Source organism: Nocardioides anomalus, assembly GCF_011046535.1.
GTDB classification, from domain to species: Bacteria; Actinomycetota; Actinomycetes; order Propionibacteriales; family Nocardioidaceae; genus Nocardioides; species Nocardioides anomalus.
On the sequence record NZ_CP049257.1, the window covers coordinates 819,062 to 838,239 of the forward strand.

General features: G+C 73.0%; 16 protein-coding genes. 14 read left to right on the forward strand and 2 right to left on the reverse strand.

The features are described from left to right. The first annotated feature begins 17 nt into the window (after positions 1-17). The 6 genes from G5V58_RS04320 to G5V58_RS04345 all read left to right on the forward strand — a co-directional run bounded on the left by G5V58_RS04320 (position 18) and on the right by G5V58_RS04345 (position 6,730). Positions 18-1,214 (forward strand): Ig-like domain-containing protein, encoded by a 1,197-nt coding sequence (locus G5V58_RS04320; RefSeq protein WP_165229073.1) that lies wholly within the window; start codon positions 18-20, stop codon positions 1,212-1,214. 174 nt (positions 1,215-1,388) lie between these two features. Beyond that, entirely contained in the window at positions 1,389-3,299 is a 1,911-nt protein-coding gene (locus G5V58_RS04325) for a CocE/NonD family hydrolase (RefSeq protein WP_165229075.1), read from the forward strand. An 18-nt stretch (positions 3,300-3,317) separates the two neighbouring features. Continuing rightward, a complete protein-coding gene (locus G5V58_RS04330; protein ID WP_196240558.1) occupies positions 3,318-3,614 on the forward strand; it encodes a hypothetical protein in 297 nt (98 codons plus the stop codon). Positions 3,615-3,695: 81 nt separating this feature from the next. Beyond that, positions 3,696-4,298 (forward strand): maleylpyruvate isomerase family mycothiol-dependent enzyme, encoded by a 603-nt coding sequence (locus G5V58_RS04335; protein WP_165229077.1) that lies wholly within the window; start codon positions 3,696-3,698, stop codon positions 4,296-4,298. Positions 4,299-4,322: 24 nt separating this feature from the next. After that, on the forward strand, positions 4,323-6,362 hold the full coding sequence (locus G5V58_RS04340; protein ID WP_165229079.1) for an MMPL family transporter: 2,040 nt from the start codon (positions 4,323-4,325) through the stop codon (positions 6,360-6,362). 92 nt (positions 6,363-6,454) lie between these two features. Continuing rightward, positions 6,455-6,730: an isoamylase early set domain-containing protein gene (locus tag G5V58_RS04345; RefSeq protein ID WP_165229081.1), complete on the forward strand. Its 276-nt coding sequence runs from the start codon at positions 6,455-6,457 to the stop codon at positions 6,728-6,730. 7 nt (positions 6,731-6,737) lie between these two features. On the opposite strand, the gene G5V58_RS04350 is transcribed toward G5V58_RS04345, so the two are convergent. Continuing rightward, entirely contained in the window at positions 6,738-7,943 is a 1,206-nt protein-coding gene (locus tag G5V58_RS04350; RefSeq protein WP_230487076.1) for an ROK family transcriptional regulator, read from the reverse strand. Positions 7,944-8,161: 218 nt separating this feature from the next. On the opposite strand from G5V58_RS04350, the gene G5V58_RS04355 reads away from it, so the two are divergent. The 8 genes from G5V58_RS04355 to G5V58_RS04390 all read left to right on the forward strand — a co-directional run bounded on the left by G5V58_RS04355 (position 8,162) and on the right by G5V58_RS04390 (position 18,010). Then, the gene (locus G5V58_RS04355; RefSeq protein WP_165229085.1) at positions 8,162-9,403 is read left to right on the forward strand and encodes an ROK family transcriptional regulator; all 1,242 of its coding nucleotides are present in this window, start codon (positions 8,162-8,164) and stop codon (positions 9,401-9,403) included. Further along, positions 9,400-10,905, forward strand: a complete 1,506-nt coding sequence (locus G5V58_RS04360; RefSeq protein ID WP_230487077.1) for a sugar ABC transporter ATP-binding protein — start codon at positions 9,400-9,402, stop codon at positions 10,903-10,905. The genes G5V58_RS04355 and G5V58_RS04360 overlap by 4 nt, the downstream gene beginning before the upstream one ends. Beyond that, positions 10,902-11,963 (forward strand): ABC transporter permease, encoded by a 1,062-nt coding sequence (locus G5V58_RS04365; RefSeq protein WP_165229087.1) that lies wholly within the window; start codon positions 10,902-10,904, stop codon positions 11,961-11,963. The genes G5V58_RS04360 and G5V58_RS04365 overlap by 4 nt, the downstream gene beginning before the upstream one ends. A gap of 57 nt (positions 11,964-12,020) precedes the next feature. Beyond that, entirely contained in the window at positions 12,021-13,088 is a 1,068-nt protein-coding gene (locus G5V58_RS04370; RefSeq protein ID WP_165229089.1) for a substrate-binding domain-containing protein, read from the forward strand. Between the two features lie 129 nt (positions 13,089-13,217). Then, positions 13,218-14,402, forward strand: coding sequence for a Gfo/Idh/MocA family protein (locus G5V58_RS04375; RefSeq protein WP_165229091.1), 1,185 nt, complete (start codon positions 13,218-13,220; stop codon positions 14,400-14,402). Continuing rightward, positions 14,399-15,562, forward strand: coding sequence for a xylose isomerase (gene xylA, locus G5V58_RS04380; protein ID WP_165229093.1), 1,164 nt, complete (start codon positions 14,399-14,401; stop codon positions 15,560-15,562). Before G5V58_RS04375 ends, xylA begins: the two co-directional genes overlap by 4 nt. Before the next feature lie 34 nt (positions 15,563-15,596). Next, a complete protein-coding gene (locus G5V58_RS04385; protein WP_165229095.1) occupies positions 15,597-16,601 on the forward strand; it encodes a sugar phosphate isomerase/epimerase family protein in 1,005 nt (334 codons plus the stop codon). 116 nt (positions 16,602-16,717) lie between these two features. Then, positions 16,718-18,010: an aspartate aminotransferase family protein gene (locus tag G5V58_RS04390; protein WP_165229097.1), complete on the forward strand. Its 1,293-nt coding sequence runs from the start codon at positions 16,718-16,720 to the stop codon at positions 18,008-18,010. Here G5V58_RS04390 and G5V58_RS04395 read toward each other — a convergent pair. After that, the gene (locus tag G5V58_RS04395; RefSeq protein ID WP_165229099.1) at positions 17,980-18,969 is read right to left on the reverse strand and encodes an AraC family transcriptional regulator; all 990 of its coding nucleotides are present in this window, start codon (positions 18,967-18,969) and stop codon (positions 17,980-17,982) included. The two genes, G5V58_RS04390 and G5V58_RS04395, sit on opposite strands and share 31 nt — an antisense overlap. Positions 18,970-19,178: the final 209 nt, after the last annotated feature.

Genomic DNA, 19,178 nt, shown 5'->3' on the forward strand with positions numbered 1-19,178 from the left:
CTCTTACCGTCGTGCGCATGAGGGAGAAGCTGGACACGCTGCGCCTGCTCGTCGCCGCCCCGGTGGCCGCCGTCGCCCTGGGCTCGCTGGGGGTCGTCGGCACCGCCCCGGCCGCGGTCGCCGACGCCCCGGCCGCGACCACGACGACCCTCGCCTCCTCGGTCAACCCGTCGACCGCCGGCCAGGCGGTCGCCGTGACCGCGTCGGTCACGGGCTCGGACCCGACCGGCACCGTCACCTTCCTCGAGGGGAGCACGACGCTCGGCTCGGCACCCGTCGCGGGCGGGGTCGCCACCCTGACCACGTCGACCATGGCGGTGGGCAGCCACACGCTGACCGCGACCTACGAGGGGGACGGCCTCAACGCCGCCTCCACCTCGGCGGTGATGACCCAGTTCGTCAACGACCCGCCGAAGGCGCCCAAGCCGCCCAAGCCGGTCAAGAAGCCGGTCGTGAAGCTGTCGGTGTCCACGACGAACGCGTCCGTCGGTGACCAGGTCACCCTGCGCTGGAGCAGCAAGAACGCCGACGAGGTCCGCGCCTCGGGGGAGTGGAAGGGCCGGCAGAAGTCCCAGGGCTCGACGACCGTGCGCCTCACCGACCGCGGCACCCACGTGTTCCGGCTGACCGTCAAGAACGCCGCCGGCAAGGACCGCGCGACGGTCAAGGTCACCGCGATCCGCAAGGCCAAGTCCCTCGAGCTGACCACCGACGCCGACGCGCTGGTCCTCGGCGGCACCGCGGTCGACGTCACCGCCGACGGCCTCGCCCAGGGTGAGGCCTACGTGCTGCGCGTGGCCGGGAAGCCCGTCTTCTCGGGCAAGGCGGACAAGAAGGGCGAGGTGCACCGCACCGTCAAGACGCCCCTGGACGTCGAGGGCGAGCTCGCCATCACGCTCACCGGCAGCAACGCCGGCCGCGTCGGCACCGCGACCCTCCAGGTGGTCAAGCCGACCAAGGACCTCGGCGTCGAGCTCAAGCGCAAGAAGCTCCCGCGCGAGAAGCAGCAGACCGTGACCGTCAGCGGCCTGGTCGCCGGCGAGGAGGTCACGCTCAGCCTGGGTGACGAGGAGCTGACGACCGAGAAGGCGTCCGAGGACGGCACCGTCACCTACAGCTTCGCGGTCGGCGACGACACCGGCGTGCGGACCGTGAGCGTCGTGGGCATGGCGCCCGGACGCACCGGCGAGGGGAAGTTCACCGTCCTCGACTGAGGACGGCGACGGCCCTCGCCGTGGGGGCAGCGAGGGCCGTCTCGGCTCATCCGTATGGGGTCGCCGGACGAACCTGGCCTGAGCGTAGGGCGCCCGGGCCCGCCGAGTCCTGACTTTGCCGAGATCCCTCTTGCGACACCGTGACGCAGACACCCTGGTCTCGTTGGACCCGGCATGACGCTGCGCTCTCGGGCCGCCACGCTCGCCCTCGTCGTCCTGGCCGCCACCGCGACCACGCTCACGCCGGGAGCGCCGGCGGCCCAGGCCGCGGGGCGGGCCGCGGGGCGGGACGCGCACTGGGTGCCCGGTCCGGGCTCGCAGGTCCAGCAGGCGGGCGGCTGGCGCCCCCGTCCGGAGCAGTACGCCGGCACGCAGGTCACGCAGGACGTGGCCATCCCCATGTCGGACGGCGTGGTCCTGCGCGGTGACGTGGTCCGCCCGACCACCGCGGACGGCGCGGTGGTGACCACGCCACTGCCGGTGGTCATCACGATCACGGCCTACAACAAGACACTGCAGACCGGTGGGGGCGGGCTGGCCGGGCCGGCGGCGGACTACCTGGTCGAGCGCGGCTACGTGCAGCTGACCGTGGACGCGCGCGGGACGGGCTCGTCGGCCGGGGTGTGGGAGGCGTTCAGCCCGCGCGAGACCCAGGACTACGGCGAGGTGGTGGACTGGGCGCACCGCCAGCCGTGGAGCAACGGGAAGTCGGCGATGACCGGCCCGTCCTACATGGGCATCGCGCAGCTCTACGCCGCCGCGGCGCACCCGAAGGGGCTCAAGGCGATCTTCCCGCAGGTGCCCGGCGCGGACACCTACCGCGACATCGTGGCCTCGGGCGGCGCGCTCGACGTCAGCTTCATCCCGCTCTGGATGGGGCTCGTGACGGCCGCCGGGCTGGTCCCGCCGGCGTACGGCGCACAGCAGCCGGCGGCCGGCTTCGGCGCGCTGCTCGACCGGCTGGCCACGGCGACGACCTTCACCGTGCCGCTGCTGACGGGCGCGGTGCTGGGCCAGGCCCCGGCCTACGACGGCCCGTTCTACGCCGACCGCTCGCCGATCAACGTCGTCGACCGGATCAAGGTGCCGACGTTCCTCGTGAGCGGCGAGTACGACCTGTTCCAGCGCGGCACCCCGCTGCTCTACGAGCGGCTCCAGGCCCACGGCGTGCCGGTCCGGATGATCACGGGTCCGTGGGACCACCTCCAGGGCTCGTCGGGCGCCGACGTCGGCCAGGCCGGCTACGGCTCGCTGCAGGAGCTGCAGCTGCGCTGGTTCGACCACTACGTCAAGGGCGTGCCGGACCCGCGACTGCTCGAGGACATCAAGCCGTTCACCTACTACGAGCAGGGCAGCGGCCGCTGGGTGACCACCAAGAAGTACGTCTCGAAGGACCTGCGCGCGACGTCGTTCCGGCTGTCCGGCTCCGCGGCCGTCGGCGGCCAGGCGGGCGGGCTGACCCAGGACGGCGCGCAGTCGGGCACCTCGACGGTCCCGCCGCTGCCGGTGACCGGCCTCTGCACCCGCTCGGCCAACCAGTGGACGGCCGGGATCCTGCACCAGGCCTGGCCGGACAGCCCGTGCCTGCGCGACAACCGGGTCAACGACCTGGGCGGACTCACCTTCCAGACCGAACCGCTCACCGCGCCCCTGCGGGTCCAGGGCCCGATCAACGTGCGGCTCTACACCTCCACGCCCACGGGCGACGGGATGTACTCCGTCGCGGTCGAGGACGTCGCCCCCGACGGCACCGTCTCCCGGCTGACCGGCGGGTGGCAGACGCTCTCGCAGCGCGCGCTGGACGAGTCGCGCTCGCGCTACCTCGACGGGCAGCTCGTCCAGCCCTACCACCCGTTCACCCGGGCCTCGCAGCAGCCGGTCCCGGCCGGGGCCGTCGTGCCCGTGGACGTCGAGGTCTTCCCGACCGGGGCCGCGATCCTGCCCGGCCACCGGCTCCGGCTGAGCGTGCAGGCCTTCGACGTGCCGCACCTGTTGCCCACCGCGCCGAACCTGCCGCAGATCGCACCGCTCACCCTGCACACCGGTCCGGCGTACCCCTCGGTGCTGACGGTTCCGGTGCGCTGACGCGGGTACTGCACGACCATGTCGAAGCTCAAGCTGCTGATCGCGTTCGCTCTCGGGTACGTCGCGGGAGCGGCCGCCGGGCGCCAGCGCTACGAGTCGATCAAGTCCGGCGCGCAGAAGGTGGCCAGCGACCCGCGGGTCCAGTCCGCCGCCAAGAAGGTCGGCACCACCGTGGCCGAACAGGCGCCGGTCGTGGCCGAAGCCGTCAAGGAGAAGACCACCGCTGCGGCGAGCGCGGTGGCCGAGAAGGTGCACGGCTCCGACGACGAGCAGGCCCAGCCCCCGGCCGCACCGACCGGGACCCCGCTGAGCTGACGGTCCGCTGACCGGATCTCGACGGCCCCTGACCGTCGCGGCCCTCGACGGCCGCCCCGACCCTCGGCCACGCTCGGCGGCGTGAGGACGTTGCTGGAGCAGCAGTACGCCGCCCTCTCCGACTGGCTCGACGAGGTGGACGTGAGTGCACACCTCGCCGAGCCGGTCGGCCTCGGGGACTGGACGGTGCGCGACCTCATCGCCCACCTCGGGCTCGGCATCGGGCTGTCCCGCTTCGTCACCACCGCCCCCGAGGGCGCGGAGCCGCTCGGCTTCGGGGCCTACGTCGCGGCGTACCCACCCCACGCCGACCAGATCGCCGCGGACACAAGGGCTATGCGCGACACCTACGGCGCCGACGTGATCGGCGGCTTCCGCCGCACCGCGGCCGAGGCCTTCGCCGCACTGGACGCCACCCCGGGCGCCGTGCTCCAGGCGCGGCGCGGGCCCATCGCGCGCGACGACTACCTGCTGACCCGCCTGACGGAGCTGGTGGTGCACGCCGACGACCTGGCCCGCACCCTCGGGCGCGACGACGCGCCACTGCTGCCCGCGGCGGTGGACGCGGTGGCGGGCGCGCTGGCCACGGCGTACCCCGGCGAGCCGCCCGACGTCGGGCTGACCTGGATCCGCCTGGCCACCGGCCGCGTGGCGAGCGACGACCCGGCCCTCCCGCTGCTCTAGGGCGCGGCGGGTACCGCCGTTCCCGTGGAGCGGCTGACGGACTGGGTGCTGCGCCACCGCCTGCTCGTGGTGCTGGTCTGGCTCGCCGTCGGGGTGGCGGGCGGCGCGACCACGACCACGACCGTGGACCGGCTCAGCTACGAGTTCGCCCTGCCGGGCCAGCCGGCGTACGAGACCAACGAGGCGATCGCCCAGCAGTTCGGCGGCGGTGGGCTCGACGAGCCGCTGCTCATCGTGGCCCGCGGGGACGACGCCGCTGCGACCGCACAGCAGCTGGCCGAGCAGGCCACCCAGCAGGTCCGGGGGACGCGGGTCGTCACCGCCGCCGACCCCGGTGCCGAGGCCCTGGACGCCGGGGACGTGGCCGTCGCGGTGGTCTACCCGCCGGTGACCCCGGGCCCCGAGCCGTACGCCGCGAGCCAGCCGGTCCTGGAGCGGCTGGTCGCCGACAGCGGCGCGGACGCCGAGCTCACCGGGTTCGTCCAGCTCACCGAGGGCAGCGGCGGTGACCGCAGCGTGCTGGTCGAGGTGCTGCTCGGTGCGCTCGGAGCGCTCGTCGTGCTGGCGCTCGTCTTCGGCTCGCTGCTCGCGGTCCTGCCGCTGGCGGTCGCCGCGGTGTCGATCCTCGGCACCTACCTCGCGCTGCTCGCGCTGACCGGGGTCACCGACGTCTCGTTCGTGGTGCAGTACCTCGTCGCGCTCATCGGGCTCGGCGTGGCCATCGACTACACCCTGCTCGTGGTCACCCGCTGGCGCGAGGAGCGCGACGGCGGCGCGGAGAACCAGGAGGCCGTCCGCACCGCCATGCGCACCGCCGGCCGGTCGGTGCTCTTCAGCGGTGTGACCGTCGCCGTCTCGCTGGCCGCGCTGGTGCTCGTGCCGGTGCCGTTCCTGCGCAGCATCGGTCTCGGCGGCCTGCTCATCCCGTTGTTCAGCGTGGCCGTCGCCGTGACCCTCGTCCCCGTGCTGCTCAGCACCGTCGGGCCGCGGCTGCTCTGGCCGCGGCGCCGGCCCGCGCGGGCGCGCAGCCGCTTCTGGGACCGGCTCGCCGTCGGCGTCCTCGCGCACCGGTGGCTCACCATCGTCGGGACCGTCGTCGTCCTCCTCGCGCTGGCCGCCCCGGTCCTCTCCCTGACCCTCGGCTCCCCCCGGCTCTCCGGGCTGACGTCCTCCAGCCCGGCGTACCGCGCGGTCAGCGACGCGGTCCACGCCGGCGTGCCGGTCGGGGTGCTGCGGCCCACCGAGGTCCTCGTCGACGACGGCGACGCCGACGCGCTGGCCGAGGAGCTGCGCGCCGTCGACGGTGTGGCCGCCGTGGCGGCGCCGTCGTGGTCGGCCGACGGTCAGCGGCTGCTCCAGGTGTGGTCCGCCGACGACCCGGCCAGCGCCGCGGGCCGGGCGACCCTCGACCGGGTCCGCGACGCGGCTGGGACGGGCGGCGGAGACGTGGGCGGAACGCCGGCCGAGGACGCCGACTTCGTCTCCGCGGTGTACGGCGACGCGGTGTGGGTGGTGCTCGCCGTCGTCGTGGTCACCTTCCTGCTGCTGGCCCGCGCCCTGCGCTCGCTGTGGCTGCCGGTCAAGGCGCTGGTCCTCAACGTGCTGTCCATCTCCGCGGCGTACGGCGTGACCGTGCTGATCTGGCAGGAGGGGCACGGCTCGGAGCTGCTCTTCGACCAGTCCGCCACCGGCGTCATCACCACGTGGGTGCCGATCGCGGCGTTCTCGTTCCTGTTCGGGCTCTCGATGGACTACGAGGTCTTCATCCTCAGCCGGATGCGCGAGGCCTACGACGAGCACGGCGACACCGACCGCGCCGCCCGCGACGGCATCGCCTACACGGGCCGGCTGGTCACCTCGGCGGCGCTCATCCTGTTCCTGGCCTTCATCGCGCTCTCCACCACCCCCAGCGTCGAGGTCAAGATCCTGGCCACCGCGCTGGCCCTCGGCATCGCCATCGACGCGGTGATCGTCCGCGGCCTGCTCGCCCCCGCCCTGGTGGGTGCGCTCGGCCACCTCAACTGGGTGCTGCCCCGAGCGCTGGCCCGCCTGCTGCGGCTCTGACCGTCCGCGGGGTCTTGTGAGGTTGGCCCCACGGGGTGGGGTCCGGCGCGTCCTGCCGCCCGGCGCACGACGAGACGACCAGGCTTGGTCCCGTGATCAAGCAAGAACCCCGGGGTGAGCTCACCCACCTCACCTTCGTGCTCCCGCAGGACGAGCCTGCCGGCCGCGTCTGCGTCGTCGGCGACTTCAACGACTGGACCCCCGGCGCTCACCGGATGGTCAAGCGCAGCAACGGCACCCGCAGCGTCAAGGTCGCCGTCCCCGCCGGCCAGGCCTTCGGCTTCCGCTACCTCACCGACGACGGCCACTGGTTCGACGACCCGGCCGTCGAGCACCGCGACTGGCAGAACGGCCTCGTGCTGACCTGATCGTCGGTCAGCCCCGGGCGGGCTCGGAGGAGTAGACCGCGCCGCTCACCATCCGGGCCGCGCCGATGACCCCGGCGTCCGCGCCGAGCTCGCTCAGCACGATGGGCAGGTTGCCGGTGGCCAGCGGGAGTGAGCGTCGGTAGGTGACGCCGCGCACCTCGGCCAGCAGGGAGTGGCCGACCGCGGTGACGCCGCCGCCGATGACGATGAGCCCGGGGTTGAAGAACGAGACCAGGCTGGCCAGGACCTGGCCGACTCGCCGGCCGGACTCGCGGATGAGCTGGACGGCCACCGGGTCACCCTGGCTGACCGCGGCGCCGACGTCGGCGGCGGTGAGGTCGGCGCCGTCGGTGAGCATTCCGGCCAGGATGTCGGAGCGTCCGGACCGCGCGGCGGCCGTCGCGTCGCGGGCCAGGGCGGCGCCGCCGGCGAAGGCCTCGAGGCAGCCGGTGTTGCCGCACGCGCAGGTCGGCCCGAAGTCCTCGACCCGGATGTGGCCGATGTCGCCCGCGCAGCCGTCGACCCCGCGGTAGAGCTCACCGTCAACGACGATGCCGCAGCCGATGCCGGTGCCGATCTTGACGAAGAGGAAGTCGCGGGCGTTCTTGGCCACGCCGGCGTGCTGCTCGCCGACGGCCAGCACATTCACGTCGTTGTCCAGCACCACGGGGCAGCCGAGGTCGCGCGAGACCACGTCGCGCACGGGGTAGCCGTCCCAGCCCGGCATGATCGGTGGCGACACCGAGACCCCGCGGTGGAAGTCGACGGGCCCGGGCACGCCGACACCGGCGCCGCTCAGCCCGTCCACGCCCACCTCGGCCATCAGCTTGCGGGTGGTCTCCAGGGCCAGGGCGAGCACCTGCTCGGGCCCCTGGCGGATGTCGCAGGGCGCGTGGCGCACCGCCAGCGTGCTGAGCCGACCGTCGGTGATGCCCACCGACAGCCCGGTCGCGCCGATGGACAGGCCCGCGAAGCGGATGTCGGGGGAGAGGTCGACCAGCGTGGAGCGCCGTCCGCCGCGGGAGGCGGCCGGCCCGGCCTCGACCGCGAGGCCGAGCTCGGTCAGGCGCGCGACCTCGGCGCCCACCGTCGTGCGCGAGACCTCGAGGCGGTCGGCGAGCTGGGCCTTGGACAGCGGTCCCTCGTCGCGGAGCCGGGCCAGCAGGAGCGCCTGGACGGGCGTCTCGGCCCGTCCGGCCAGCGAGTGCCGCACGACCGCATCCTGCCACGGTCCGGACGCCGACTCCATGCACCGAGCCGACCACGTGAGGACCAACTTCGTCCAGTGTTGGCGGAAGTTTCGCCACAACTTCGGGAAATGTGGCCGAGAAGCCTTGCGCTCCCGTCGAACCTGCACCTAGTTTGTGCGTCGCTCAGACAAACCAGTGACGACGATCACGTCGCCTGGCCGGGACGGCGGGAGGAGGACGCGTGGTGCACACCGCCGACGCGACCGACCAGCTGTCCGTGCGCCGCAGCAACCTGGCCGCGGTCCTGCGCCAGCTGCGCGACCGCGGACCGCGCTCCCGGGCCACCCTGGCGGCCGAGACCGGGCTCACCCGCGGCGCGGTGTCCAGCCTGGTCGCCGAGCTGGTCGAGCGCGGCCTGGTCCGCTCCGCCGGCGTCGAGCGGGGCGCGGTCGGCCGACCGGGCACCTCGGTCGAGCTGGACGGCCGGCTGGTGGCCGGACTGGGTGCCGAGATCAACGTCAACCACGTCTCCACGCTGGCCCTCGACCTGCGCGGGGAGGTGCTGAGCCGGCACGAGGTCGGGCTCGACGCCCGCGCCCTGCCCGCCGAGGAGGTGCTGGCCCGGCTGGCCGAGCTGGTCGAGCGCACGGCCGGGGACGTGCGCAAGCGCGGCGCCGAGCCCGTCGGCCTGACCGTCGGCGTGGCGGGACTGGTCGACCGTGAGCGCGACCTGCTCACCCACGGCCCCAACCTGGGCTGGCGCGACGTCCCGGTCGGCGACCTGCTGCGCGACCGTCTCGGCCCGACGTACCCCGTCGTCATCGACAACGAGGGCAACCTCGCCACGGTGGCCGAGGCCACGCCCGGCGACCCCGAGCGCCAGGACGTCCTGGTGATCTTCGGCGAGGTCGGCGTCGGTGGCGGGATCGTCGCGGAGGGCCGGCTGCTGCGCGGTCGCCTGGGCTACGCCGGCGAGTTCGGCCACATGATCGTCGAGCCGCAGGGACGCCGTTGCGGCTGTGGACGGGTCGGCTGCTGGGAGACCGTCGCGGGTCTCCGCGCACTGCTGGACCTGGCCGCCGACCCCGACGACCCGGTCCGGGACCCGGACCTGGCCATCGACGACCGGCTGGCCGAGCTCAACCGGCGCGCCGACCTGGGCGACACGCGCACCCTCGACGCGCTGGCCCAGGTCGGCGGCTGGGTCGGCGCCGGGGCCGCGGTCCTGGTCAACGCGCTCAACCCCGCCGCAGTCGTGCTGAGCGGCTACTTCGCGGCCGTGGGCCAGCACATGCGCGCCGCGGTCGAGACCCGGCTCCGGGACGGCGTGCTCGCCCCCGACGCCGGCGGGACCCGCATCGAGCTCTCCCGGCTCGGCTTCTCCGCGGCCGTCCGCGGCGGTGCCACCCGCTCGCTCGAGTCCGTCTTCGCCGACCCGGCCCGGGTCGAGCGCCGCGCCACACCCGAAGGAGCCGCACGATGAGCGACGCCTTGCTGCAGATGTCCGGGATCGTCAAGGAGTTCCCCGGGGTGCGCGCCCTCGGCGGGGTGGACCTCGACGTCCGCGCCGGAGAGGTGCACTGCCTGCTCGGCCAGAACGGCGCCGGCAAGTCCACGCTCATCAAGGTCCTCGCCGGCGTGCACCAGCCCGAGGAGGGCACGGTGGTCTGGGACGGCGCCGAGGTCTCGCTGAGCTCGCCGCAGGCCTCGCTCAAGGCCGGCATCGCCACGATCTACCAGGAGCTCGACCTGGTCCCCGAGCTGAGCGTCGCCGAGAACATCTTCCTCGGCCACGAGCTCTCCACGGTCGGCTTCTCCCAGCGCCACCGGGCCAACAGCCTCACCCGCGAGCTGCTGGCGCGGCTCGGCCACTCCGAGATCTCGCCCGGCCGCTCCGTCGGCTCGCTCTCCCCGGCCGGCCAGCAGATCGTGAGCATGGCGCGGGCCCTGTCGCGCGACACCCGCCTGCTCATCCTCGACGAGCCGTCGGCCGTGCTCGACCAGGAGGAGGTCAACAACCTGTTCCGGGTCATCCGCGGGCTCACCGCCGAGGGCGTCGCGGTCGTCTACATCTCCCACCGCCTCGAGGAGATCCGCCAGATCGGCGACCGGATCACCGTCCTCAAGGACGGCCGCACGGTGGCCACCGGCCTGCCCGTCTCCGAGACGCCGACGGCCGAGCTCATCAAGCTGATGACCGGTCGCTCCATCGAGTACGTCTTCCCGCCTCGCCCGACCGCGGTCGCCGACCAGCCGGTGGTCCTCGAGGTCGCCGGCCTCTCGCTGGCGGGCGTCTTCCGCGACGTCGACCTCACCGTGCGCGCCGGCGAGATCGTCGGCCTGGCCGGCCTCGTCGGCGCGGGCCGCTCGGAGATCCTCGAGACCGTGTACGGCGCGCGCAAGCGCTCGACCGGCACGGTGAGCGTCGACGGCCGCCCGCTGCGGCGCGGCTCGGTCACCGCCGCGGTCAAGGCCGGTGTCGGCCTGGCCCCCGAGGAGCGCAAGAGCCAGGGGCTGCTGCTGGACCAGTCGGTCTACAGCAACATCACCGTCTCCTCGATGGACCGCTTCGCCCGCGTCGGGTTCCTCAACCGGGCCGGGGAGAAGCACAAGGCCTCGGAGCTGACCACGGCGCTCGACGTACGTCCCGCCGGCGTGACGCGGGCCGCCCGCACGCTGTCCGGCGGCAACCAGCAGAAGGTCGTGCTGGCCCGGTGGCTGCTGCGCGACTGCCGCGTGCTGCTGCTGGACGAACCGACCCGCGGCGTCGACATCGGCGCACGCACGGAGATCTACCAGCTCGTCCGCCGGCTCGCCGACAGCGGCGTCGCCGTGGTCGTCGTCTCCAGTGAGATCGAGGAGGTCCTCGGTCTCGCCGACCGGGTCCTCGTCGTCCGCGAGGGGCGCGTCGTCCACGAGGCGCCGTCGACGGAGCTGGACGAGTCGAAGGTGCTGGACCTCGTGATGGAAGGGAACGTCGCATGAGCGAGAACACCACCGGCGCCGCCGGACCGGCCAGCGCGGACACCGCGCGGGTCGAGGCCGCCGCGGAGGAGACGGCGCGCGAGCCGAACCGCGCGGTCGCGCTCTTCCGCAGCAGCGCCGGTCGCAACACCGGGCTCGTGGTCGCGCTGCTGCTGCTCTGCATCGTCGGCGCGATCACCGCGGGCGACCGGTTCAGCTCCTCGGACAACGCGCTGACCATCCTGCGGCTGGCCGCGGTCACCGGCGTGGTGAGCGTCGGCATGACCTTCGTCATCACCGCCGGACAGATCGACCTGTCGGTCGGCGCGATCCTCGCGCTGTCCTCGGTGTGGTGCACGACCCTGGCCACCCAGCAGACCGCCCAGGACAGCCACTGGATCGTGATGGTCTTCGTGGCCCTCGCGGTCGGCGCCGGCTGCGGACTGGTCAACGGACTGCTCGTCGCCTACGGGGGAGTGGTCTCGTTCATCGCCACGCTGGCCATGCTGGCCAGCGCCCGCGGCCTGGCCGAGATCATCTCCAACCGCAAGACCCAGATCGTCGACGTGCCGGGCTTCGTGGACTTCTTCGACCACGAGCTCTTCGGCATCGAGGTCCAGGTCTACATCTTCGTCCTGGTCGCCATCGCCGGCTGGGTGCTGCTCAACCGGACGACGTTCGGGCGCCGCACCATCGCCGTCGGCGGCAACCCGGAGGCCGCTCGGCTCGCCGGCATCGACGTCAAGCGGCACACGGTGATGGTCTTCGTGCTCGTCGGCCTCTGCTGCGGCCTGGCCGCGCTGATGCTGGTGGCGCGGACCACGACCGGCAGCTCCACCCACGGCACCGGCCTCGAGCTGGACGTCATCGCCGCCGTGGTCATCGGCGGCACCCTGCTCACCGGTGGCCGCGGCAGCATCGTCGGCACGGTCATCGGCGTGCTGATCTTCACCACCCTGACCAACGTCTTCACGCTCAACAACCGCTCCATCTCGGAGCAGTCGCTCCTCAAGGGAGCCATCATCGTCGCCGCCGTGCTCCTGCAGCAGCGGTTGGCGTCTCGGAACAGCAGCACCTGACGCCTCGGCGTACCTGCACACCCGCACCACCAACCGTCAGCACAACAGGAGCACACCATGAAGTCTGTCCGTCCCTTCCGCACGCGGTCGCGCCGCCTCGGGACCACCCTGGTCGCCGGTCTCGCGGTCCTCGCCCTCGGTGCCTGCACCGGCAACGAGAAGAATGACGACGACCAGGACCTGGGCGGCGGCACGACCCAGGCCGACTCGGGCTCGAACGACGAGGCCGGCGACAAGATCGTCATCGGCTTCTCGGCGCCGGCCGCCGACCACGGCTGGATGGCGTCGATCACCGACTCCGCCAAGAAGGTCGCCGACCAGTACGACGACGTGGAGCTCCGCGTCGCCTCCGGCACCAACGACGTCAACCTCCAGATCAGCCAGGTGGAGACGTTCATCAACGACAAGGTCGACGCGATCGTCCTGCTGCCCTTCGACGGCGCCGCGATGACCCCGGTCGCCCTGAAGGCCATGCAGGCCGGCATCCCGGTCATCAACGTCGACCGCGAGTTCGACGACCCGAACGCCGCCCGCGTCACCGTCCTGGGCGACAACTACGGCATGGGCGTCTCGGCCGGTGCCTACATCTGCTCGCAGATCGGCGACAAGTCCGACGCCGTCGTCGCCGAGATCGCCGGCATCGACTCGCTGCCGCTGACCCAGGAGCGCAGCCAGGGCTTCAAGGACGCGCTGGCCGACTGCGGTCAGGACGTCGACAACCGCGTCGCCGCCGACTTCACCGTCGAGGGCGGCGAGGAGGCGGCCGCGAACCTGCTCCAGGCCGCGCCGAAGATCGACGCCATCTGGAACCACGACGACGACCAGGGTGTCGGCGTCCTCGCGGCCATCAAGAACGCCGGCCGTGACGAGTTCTTCATGGTCGGTGGCGCCGGCTCCGCGAACGCGATGCGCTCGATCCAGGCCGGCGACAGCGTCCTGCAGGCGACGGTCATCTACCCGTCGACCCAGGCCGCCGACGGCATCAAGCTCGCCCGCCTGCTGGGCCAGCAGAAGAACATGAGCGACCTGGTCGAGGTCGAGGTCCCGCGCACGGTGCAGCTCTACGCGCCGGTCGTGACCAAGGACAACGTGGACCAGTTCATCGACACCGCGTTCGAGTCCTGAGCCACACCTGACCGACCCCGCCTGCGTGGTGGTCACGGCGAGTCCGGTCCTCGACCCACCGTCGAGGGATCCGGATTCGCCGTGACCGCCCGCCCCGGCGGCCCTCCACCCTGGAACGGAGTCCCCCTCATGACCGACCCCAAGCCCACGCTGGCCGTGGGCATGGTGGGCCACGCCTTCATGGGCAACGCCCACTCCCAGGCCTGGCGCGTGGCGCCGCGCTTCTTCGACCTGCCGCTCGACCCCGTGATGCGCGTCGTGTGCGGCCGGGACGCGGGGCGGGCGGCCGAGGCGGCGAGCCGGCTCGGGTGGGAGGAGTCCTCCGACGACTGGCGCGCCGTGGTGGCGCGCGACGACGTCGACCTGGTCGACGTCTGCACCCCCGGCGACAGCCACGCCGAGATCGCGATCGCGGCGCTCGAGGCCGGCAAGCACGTGCTGTGCGAGAAGCCGCTGGCCAACACCGTCGAGGAGGCCGAGCGGATGGTCGCGGCCGCCGAGCGCGCCGCGGCCCGCGGCGTGCAGGCCATGGTCGGCTTCACCTACCGCCGGGTCCCGGCCGTCGCGCTGGCCCGCCAGCTCGTGGCCGAGGGCCGGATCGGGGAGATCCGCCACGTCCGCGCGCAGTACCTCCAGGACTGGATCGCCGACGCCGAGGCGCCGCTGTCGTGGCGCCTGGACAAGAGCAAGGCCGGCTCGGGCTCGCTCGGCGACATCGGCGCCCACATCATCGACCTGACCCAGTTCATCACCGGCCTGCGCATCACCGAGGTCTCCGGCCAGCTGGAGACCTTCGTCAAGGAGCGACCGGTCCCGGCCGGCGAGACCGCCGGCACCCTCGGCGGCGGTGGCTCGAGCGGCGAGCTCGGCCCCGTCACCGTCGACGACGCCGCGGTCTTCCTGGCCCGGCTCACCAGCGGCGCGATCGGGGTCTACGAGGCGACCCGCTTCGCCACCGGCCGCAAGAACGCCATCCGCATCGAGGTCAACGGCTCGGCGGGCAGCCTGGCCTTCGACTTCGAGGACATGAACGTCCTGGAGTTCTACGACGCCACCGAGCCCGCCGAGACCGCCGGCTTCCGCCGGATCCTGGTCACCGAGCCCGAGCACCCGTACGTCGCCGCGTGGTGGCCGGCCGGCCACGGCCTCGGCTACGAGCACGGCTTCACCCACCAGGTCGTCGACCTGGTCCACGCCCTCGCGGCCGGCGAGGCGCCCAGGCCGTCGTTCGCCGACGGCCTGCAGGTCCAGCGCGTGCTGGCCGCCGTCGAGACCAGCTCCGACACCCGCTCCTGGCAGGAGGTCGCCTCATGAGCGACGACTACACCCCGACCCGCGACGACAAGTTCTCCTTCGGTCTCTGGACCGTCGGCTGGCAGGGCACCGACGTGTTCGGTCCGGCCTCCCGCGACCTCCTCGACCCCGTCGAGGCGACGTACCGGCTGGCCGAGCTCGGCGCCGCCGCCGTCACCTTCCACGACGACGACCTGCTGCCCGACGAGGCCCAGCGCGAGGCCACCCTCGACCGGTTCCGCACGGCGCTCGACGAGACCGGCCTGATCGTCGAGATGGTCACCACCAACACCTTCTCCGACCCGGTCTTCAAGGAGGGCGCGATCACGGCCAACAACCGTGAGGTGCGCCGCTACGCGCTGGCCAAGGTGCTGCGCAACATCGACCTGGCCGCCTCCCTCGGCGCCAAGACCTTCGTCATGTGGGGCGGTCGCGAGGGCGCCGAGCACGGCGCGAGCAAGAACGTCGGCGCGGCCATGGACCGCTTCCGCGACGCGCTCGACACGGTGTGCGGCTACGTCCTCGAGCAGGGTTACGACATGCGCTTCGCGCTCGAGCCCAAGCCCAACGAGCCGCGCGGCGACATCCTGCTACCGAGCATCGGCCACGCCCTCGCCCTCATCTCCGAGCTCGAGCACCCCGAGCTGGTCGGGCTCAACCCCGAGGTCGGGCACGAGGAGATGGCCGGGCTCAACTTCGCCCACGGCATCGCCCAGGCGCTCTGGCACGGCAAGCTGTTCCACATCGACCTCAACGGCCAGCACGGTCCGCGCTTCGACCAGGACCTGCGTTTCGGCGCCGGCAACCTGCGCGGTGCCTTCTGGACCGTCGACGCCATGCTCGGTGCCGGCACCGAGCGCCGCTACGACGGCTACGTGCACTTCGACTACAAGCCGCCGCGGGCCGAGGCCATGGACGGCGTGTGGGAGTCCGCGCGCGGGTGCATGCGCAACTACCTGATCCTGCGCGAGCGGGTGCAGGCGTTCCGCGCCGACCCCGACGTCGCCGCCGCGGTCGAGGCGGCCGGCGTCATGGAGCTCGAGCAGCCCACCCTCGCGCCGGGGGAGTCCCTCCACGACGTGCGCAACGCCTCGTACGACCTCGCGGGCCTGCGCTCCCGGAGCGTGGCCATGGAGGCGCTCGACCAGCTCGCGATGGAGCACCTGCTCGGCGTCCGCTGAGCTCCCTCTCCGCCATCCCCAGGAAGGACACACCATGCCCCGCCCGATCACCCTGTTCACCGGCCAGTGGGCCGACCTGCCGTTCGAGGAGGTGGCCAAGCTCGCCTCCGAGTGGGGCTACGACGGCCTCGAGATCGCCTGCTGGGGCGACCACCTCGACCCCTGGCAGTGGGAGGACGACGCCTACGTCCAGGGCAAGCTCGACCTGCTCGCGAAGTACGACCTGAAGGTCTTCGCGATCTCCAACCACCTCAAGGGCCAGGCCGTCTGCGACGACCCGATCGACGCCCGGCACCAGGCGATCCTGCCCGCGCACGTGTGGGGCGACGGCGACGTCGAGGGCGTGCGCCAGCGCGCGGCGGAGGAGATGAAGCACACCGCGCGGATCGCGGCGAAGCTCGGCGTCAAGACCGTCGTCGGCTTCACCGGCTCCTCGATCTGGAAGTACGTCGCGATGTTCCCGCCGGCCACCGCCGACCAGGTCGCCGCCGGCTACCAGGACTTCGCCGACCGCTGGAACCCGATCCTCGACGTCTTCGACGAGGTCGGCGTGCGCTTCGCCCACGAGGTGCACCCCTCCGAGATCGCCTACGACTACTGGACGACGGTGGCGACCATGGAGGCCATCGGCCACCGCGAGGCCTTCGGCCTCAACTGGGACCCCAGCCACTTCGTGTGGCAGGACCTCGACCCGGTCGGCTTCCTGTGGGACTTCAAGGACCGGATCTACCACGTCGACTGCAAGGACGCGAAGCGTCAGACCGGCAACGGCCGCAACGGCCGGCTCGGCTCGCACCTGCCGTGGGCCGACCCCCGCCGCGGCTGGGACTTCGTGTCCACCGGCCACGGCGACGTGCCGTGGGAGCAGTGCTTCCGGATGCTCAACACGATCGGCTACGACGGCCCCATCTCGGTGGAGTGGGAGGACGCCGGCATGGACCGCCTCCTCGGCGCCCCCGAGGCCCTGGAGTTCGTCCGCCGCCTCGCCTTCGACGCCCCCGAGGCCGCCTTCGACGCGGCGTTCGCCACCGACAACTGAGCACCGCCGCCCGCTTGTAACGCTCAGTTACGGGAACTGCCGACCCCTTCGAACGGGTCGGCAGTTCCCGTAACTGAGCGTTACAAGCGCGCGGGGCGGGGTGCGACGATGACCGCGTGAGCCTCGAGGACGCCGTCGTCGCCGCCCGGCGGCGCTACGCCGACCGGCACCCGCTGAGCGCCGCCCGCCACGCGCGGGCGGCGCGGTGGCTGCCGGGCGGCAACACCCGCTCGATCCTGCACGTCGAGCCGTTCCCCGTCGCGTTCGAGCGCGGGGAGGGGCCCTACCTGTGGTCGGTCGACGGCCACCAGTACGCCGACTTCCTGGGCGAGTTCACCGCCGGGCTCTACGGGCACTCCGAGAAGGTCGTGCTCGACGCGGTCCGCGACGCGCTGGACCGCGGCCTGTCCTTCGGCGGCGTCAACGACCTGGAGCCGCGGCTGGCCGAGCTGGTGTGCGCGCGGTTCCCGAGCGTGGAGCTGGTGCGCTTCACCAACTCCGGCACCGAGGCCAACCTGATGGCGCTGGCGCTCGCCGTGGCCACGACCGGTCGGCCGGAGGTGCTGGTCTTCCGCGGCGGCTACCACGGCGGCGTGCTCACCTTCGGCCAGGAGCCGAGCCCGGTCACCGTGCCGCACGCGTGGGTGCTGGCCGACTACGACGACGTCGACGGCACCCGTGCGCTGGTCCGCGCGCACGCCGGCACGCTCGCCGCCGTCCTCGTCGAGCCGATGCTCGGGGCCGGCGGCTGCGTGCCGGCCAGCCAGGCGTTCCTGGAGATGCTGCGCGAGGAGACGGCCGCCGCGGGCGCGGTGCTGGTCTTCGACGAGGTGATGACCTCGCGGCTCTCTCCTGGCGGGCTCCAGCAGGCCACGGGCGTCACGCCGGACCTCACGACGCTGGGCAAGTACCTCGGCGGCGGGCTCACCTTCGGTGCCTTCGGCGGGCGCGCCGACCTGATGGCCGCCTTCGACCCCACCCGGCCCGACGCCCTCTTCCACGCCGGCACCTTCAACAACAACGTGCTCACCCTGGCTGCCGGCATCGCCGGCCTCGAGCACGTCCTGGACGACGCCACGCTGGCCGACGTCAACGAGCGCGGGGACCGGCTGCGCGCCGCCCTCGACGACGTGGCCCGCCCGGCCGGCCTGCACGTCACCGGCCGCGGGTCGATGATGACGATCCACGCCGGCCTCCCGCCGTACGCCGTGGCGCAGCCGCCGACGCCGGCCGGGGCGCTGGCCCAGGAGCTGGTCTTCCTCGGCCTGGTCGAGCGCGGCTACTGGCTGGCGCGTCGCGGGATGGTGACGGTGAGCCTGCCGATCGCCGACACCCTGTGCGACGGCCTGGTCGCGGCGTTCGCCGACGTGGTGCGCACCTACGACGGCGAGCTGTCCGAGCTGCGCTGACCGGTGACCACGCTCAGGGTGTGCGCGGGGTTCTCGCCGAACTCGGCGCGGTAGTAGCTGGCGAAGCGGCCCAGGTTGAAGAACCCCCACCGCCCGGCCACCCCCGCGACCGTGGTCGCGGGGTCCGCCGCGAGCAGCTCGGCCCGGGCGTGGTGCAGGCGGACCTTGCGCAGGTAGGACATCGGCGTCGTGCCGAGCTGGCGCCGGAAGCCGTACTGCAACGCCCGCGGCGTCACGTGCGCCGCCTCCGCGATGTCGGCCACGGTGATGTCGGTGTGCGCCGACGTCTCGATGTAGGCCACCGCCCGCACCACGGCGCCTGATCCGGAGTCCATGCTGTCGCGGGCGAGCTGCGCCTGGGAGGGGTCGCCCCAGGTGTCGTTGGCGAAGACCGCGAGCGCGGTGTGCGCAGCCAGCTGCGTCAACGACGAGAGGGCGAGCTGCTGGCGCAGCACCTCGGGGTGGGCGGCGGCGGTCCGGGCCACGAAATCGGCCAGGCTGGTCCACGGGGCCGAGGAGGCGGGCGCCGGCACCAGGGTGGCGAAGCGCACGGTGCCGTCACTGTCGGCGTCGCTGCGGTCCCGCACGGCCTGCCGCAGCGCCGCCTCGTCCAGGCTCACCACGCGCTCGTGGACCACCGGACCGCTGCGCACCGACCACTCCTCGCCGGGCTGGGCGAGCCCCAGCACCACGCCCGGCGCCACGCGGTCGGTGCCCTCGCGGCGGGTCACGTCGGCCCACCCCCGGCGGCCCTCGACGATCTTGAGGAAGCCGGTCGGCAGCGCGGTCCCCGCCAGTCCGACGTGGTGCTCCACCTCGTCGACGACGAGGGTGCCGAGGTCCTCGCGCACGAGGTGCACGGGTCCGGGCTCGGTCGTCACCTGCACGTCCACGCCGAATGCCTGCTGCATCAGCGCCCAGGTCTCCTGGGCGTCGGTCGTCTCGAACTCGGCGCGCATCCCCCACCCCACGTCCGGTCGTTCCTGGCATCGTGACAGCGAGCCGACCCGGCGGAACCACCCGGAAGAGTGGTTCGCACAACGTCCCGCAAGACTTCGCTGCAGGGACAGACCGCGCCGGTGACAGCAGTCACACTGAAGATGCCCCTAGGGGGATGGGCACATCGTCCCGGGGGTCCGACGGAACTGCTCCAGCTCGCGGTGGAAGG

Coding starts and splice junctions, on each gene's coding strand:
- G5V58_RS04320 (WP_165229073.1), top strand. CDS start 18: ATGAGGGAGAAGCTGGACACGCTGCGCCTGCTCGTCGCCGCCCCGGTG.
- G5V58_RS04325 (WP_165229075.1), top strand. CDS start 1,389: ATGACGCTGCGCTCTCGGGCCGCCACGCTCGCCCTCGTCGTCCTGGCC.
- G5V58_RS04330 (WP_196240558.1), top strand. CDS start 3,318: ATGTCGAAGCTCAAGCTGCTGATCGCGTTCGCTCTCGGGTACGTCGCG.
- G5V58_RS04360 (WP_230487077.1), top strand. CDS start 9,400: ATGAGCGACGCCTTGCTGCAGATGTCCGGGATCGTCAAGGAGTTCCCC.
- G5V58_RS04365 (WP_165229087.1), top strand. CDS start 10,902: ATGAGCGAGAACACCACCGGCGCCGCCGGACCGGCCAGCGCGGACACC.
- G5V58_RS04370 (WP_165229089.1), top strand. CDS start 12,021: ATGAAGTCTGTCCGTCCCTTCCGCACGCGGTCGCGCCGCCTCGGGACC.
- G5V58_RS04375 (WP_165229091.1), top strand. CDS start 13,218: ATGACCGACCCCAAGCCCACGCTGGCCGTGGGCATGGTGGGCCACGCC.
- xylA (WP_165229093.1), top strand. CDS start 14,399: ATGAGCGACGACTACACCCCGACCCGCGACGACAAGTTCTCCTTCGGT.
- G5V58_RS04385 (WP_165229095.1), top strand. CDS start 15,597: ATGCCCCGCCCGATCACCCTGTTCACCGGCCAGTGGGCCGACCTGCCG.
- G5V58_RS04395 (WP_165229099.1), bottom strand. CDS start 18,969: ATGCGCGCCGAGTTCGAGACGACCGACGCCCAGGAGACCTGGGCGCTG.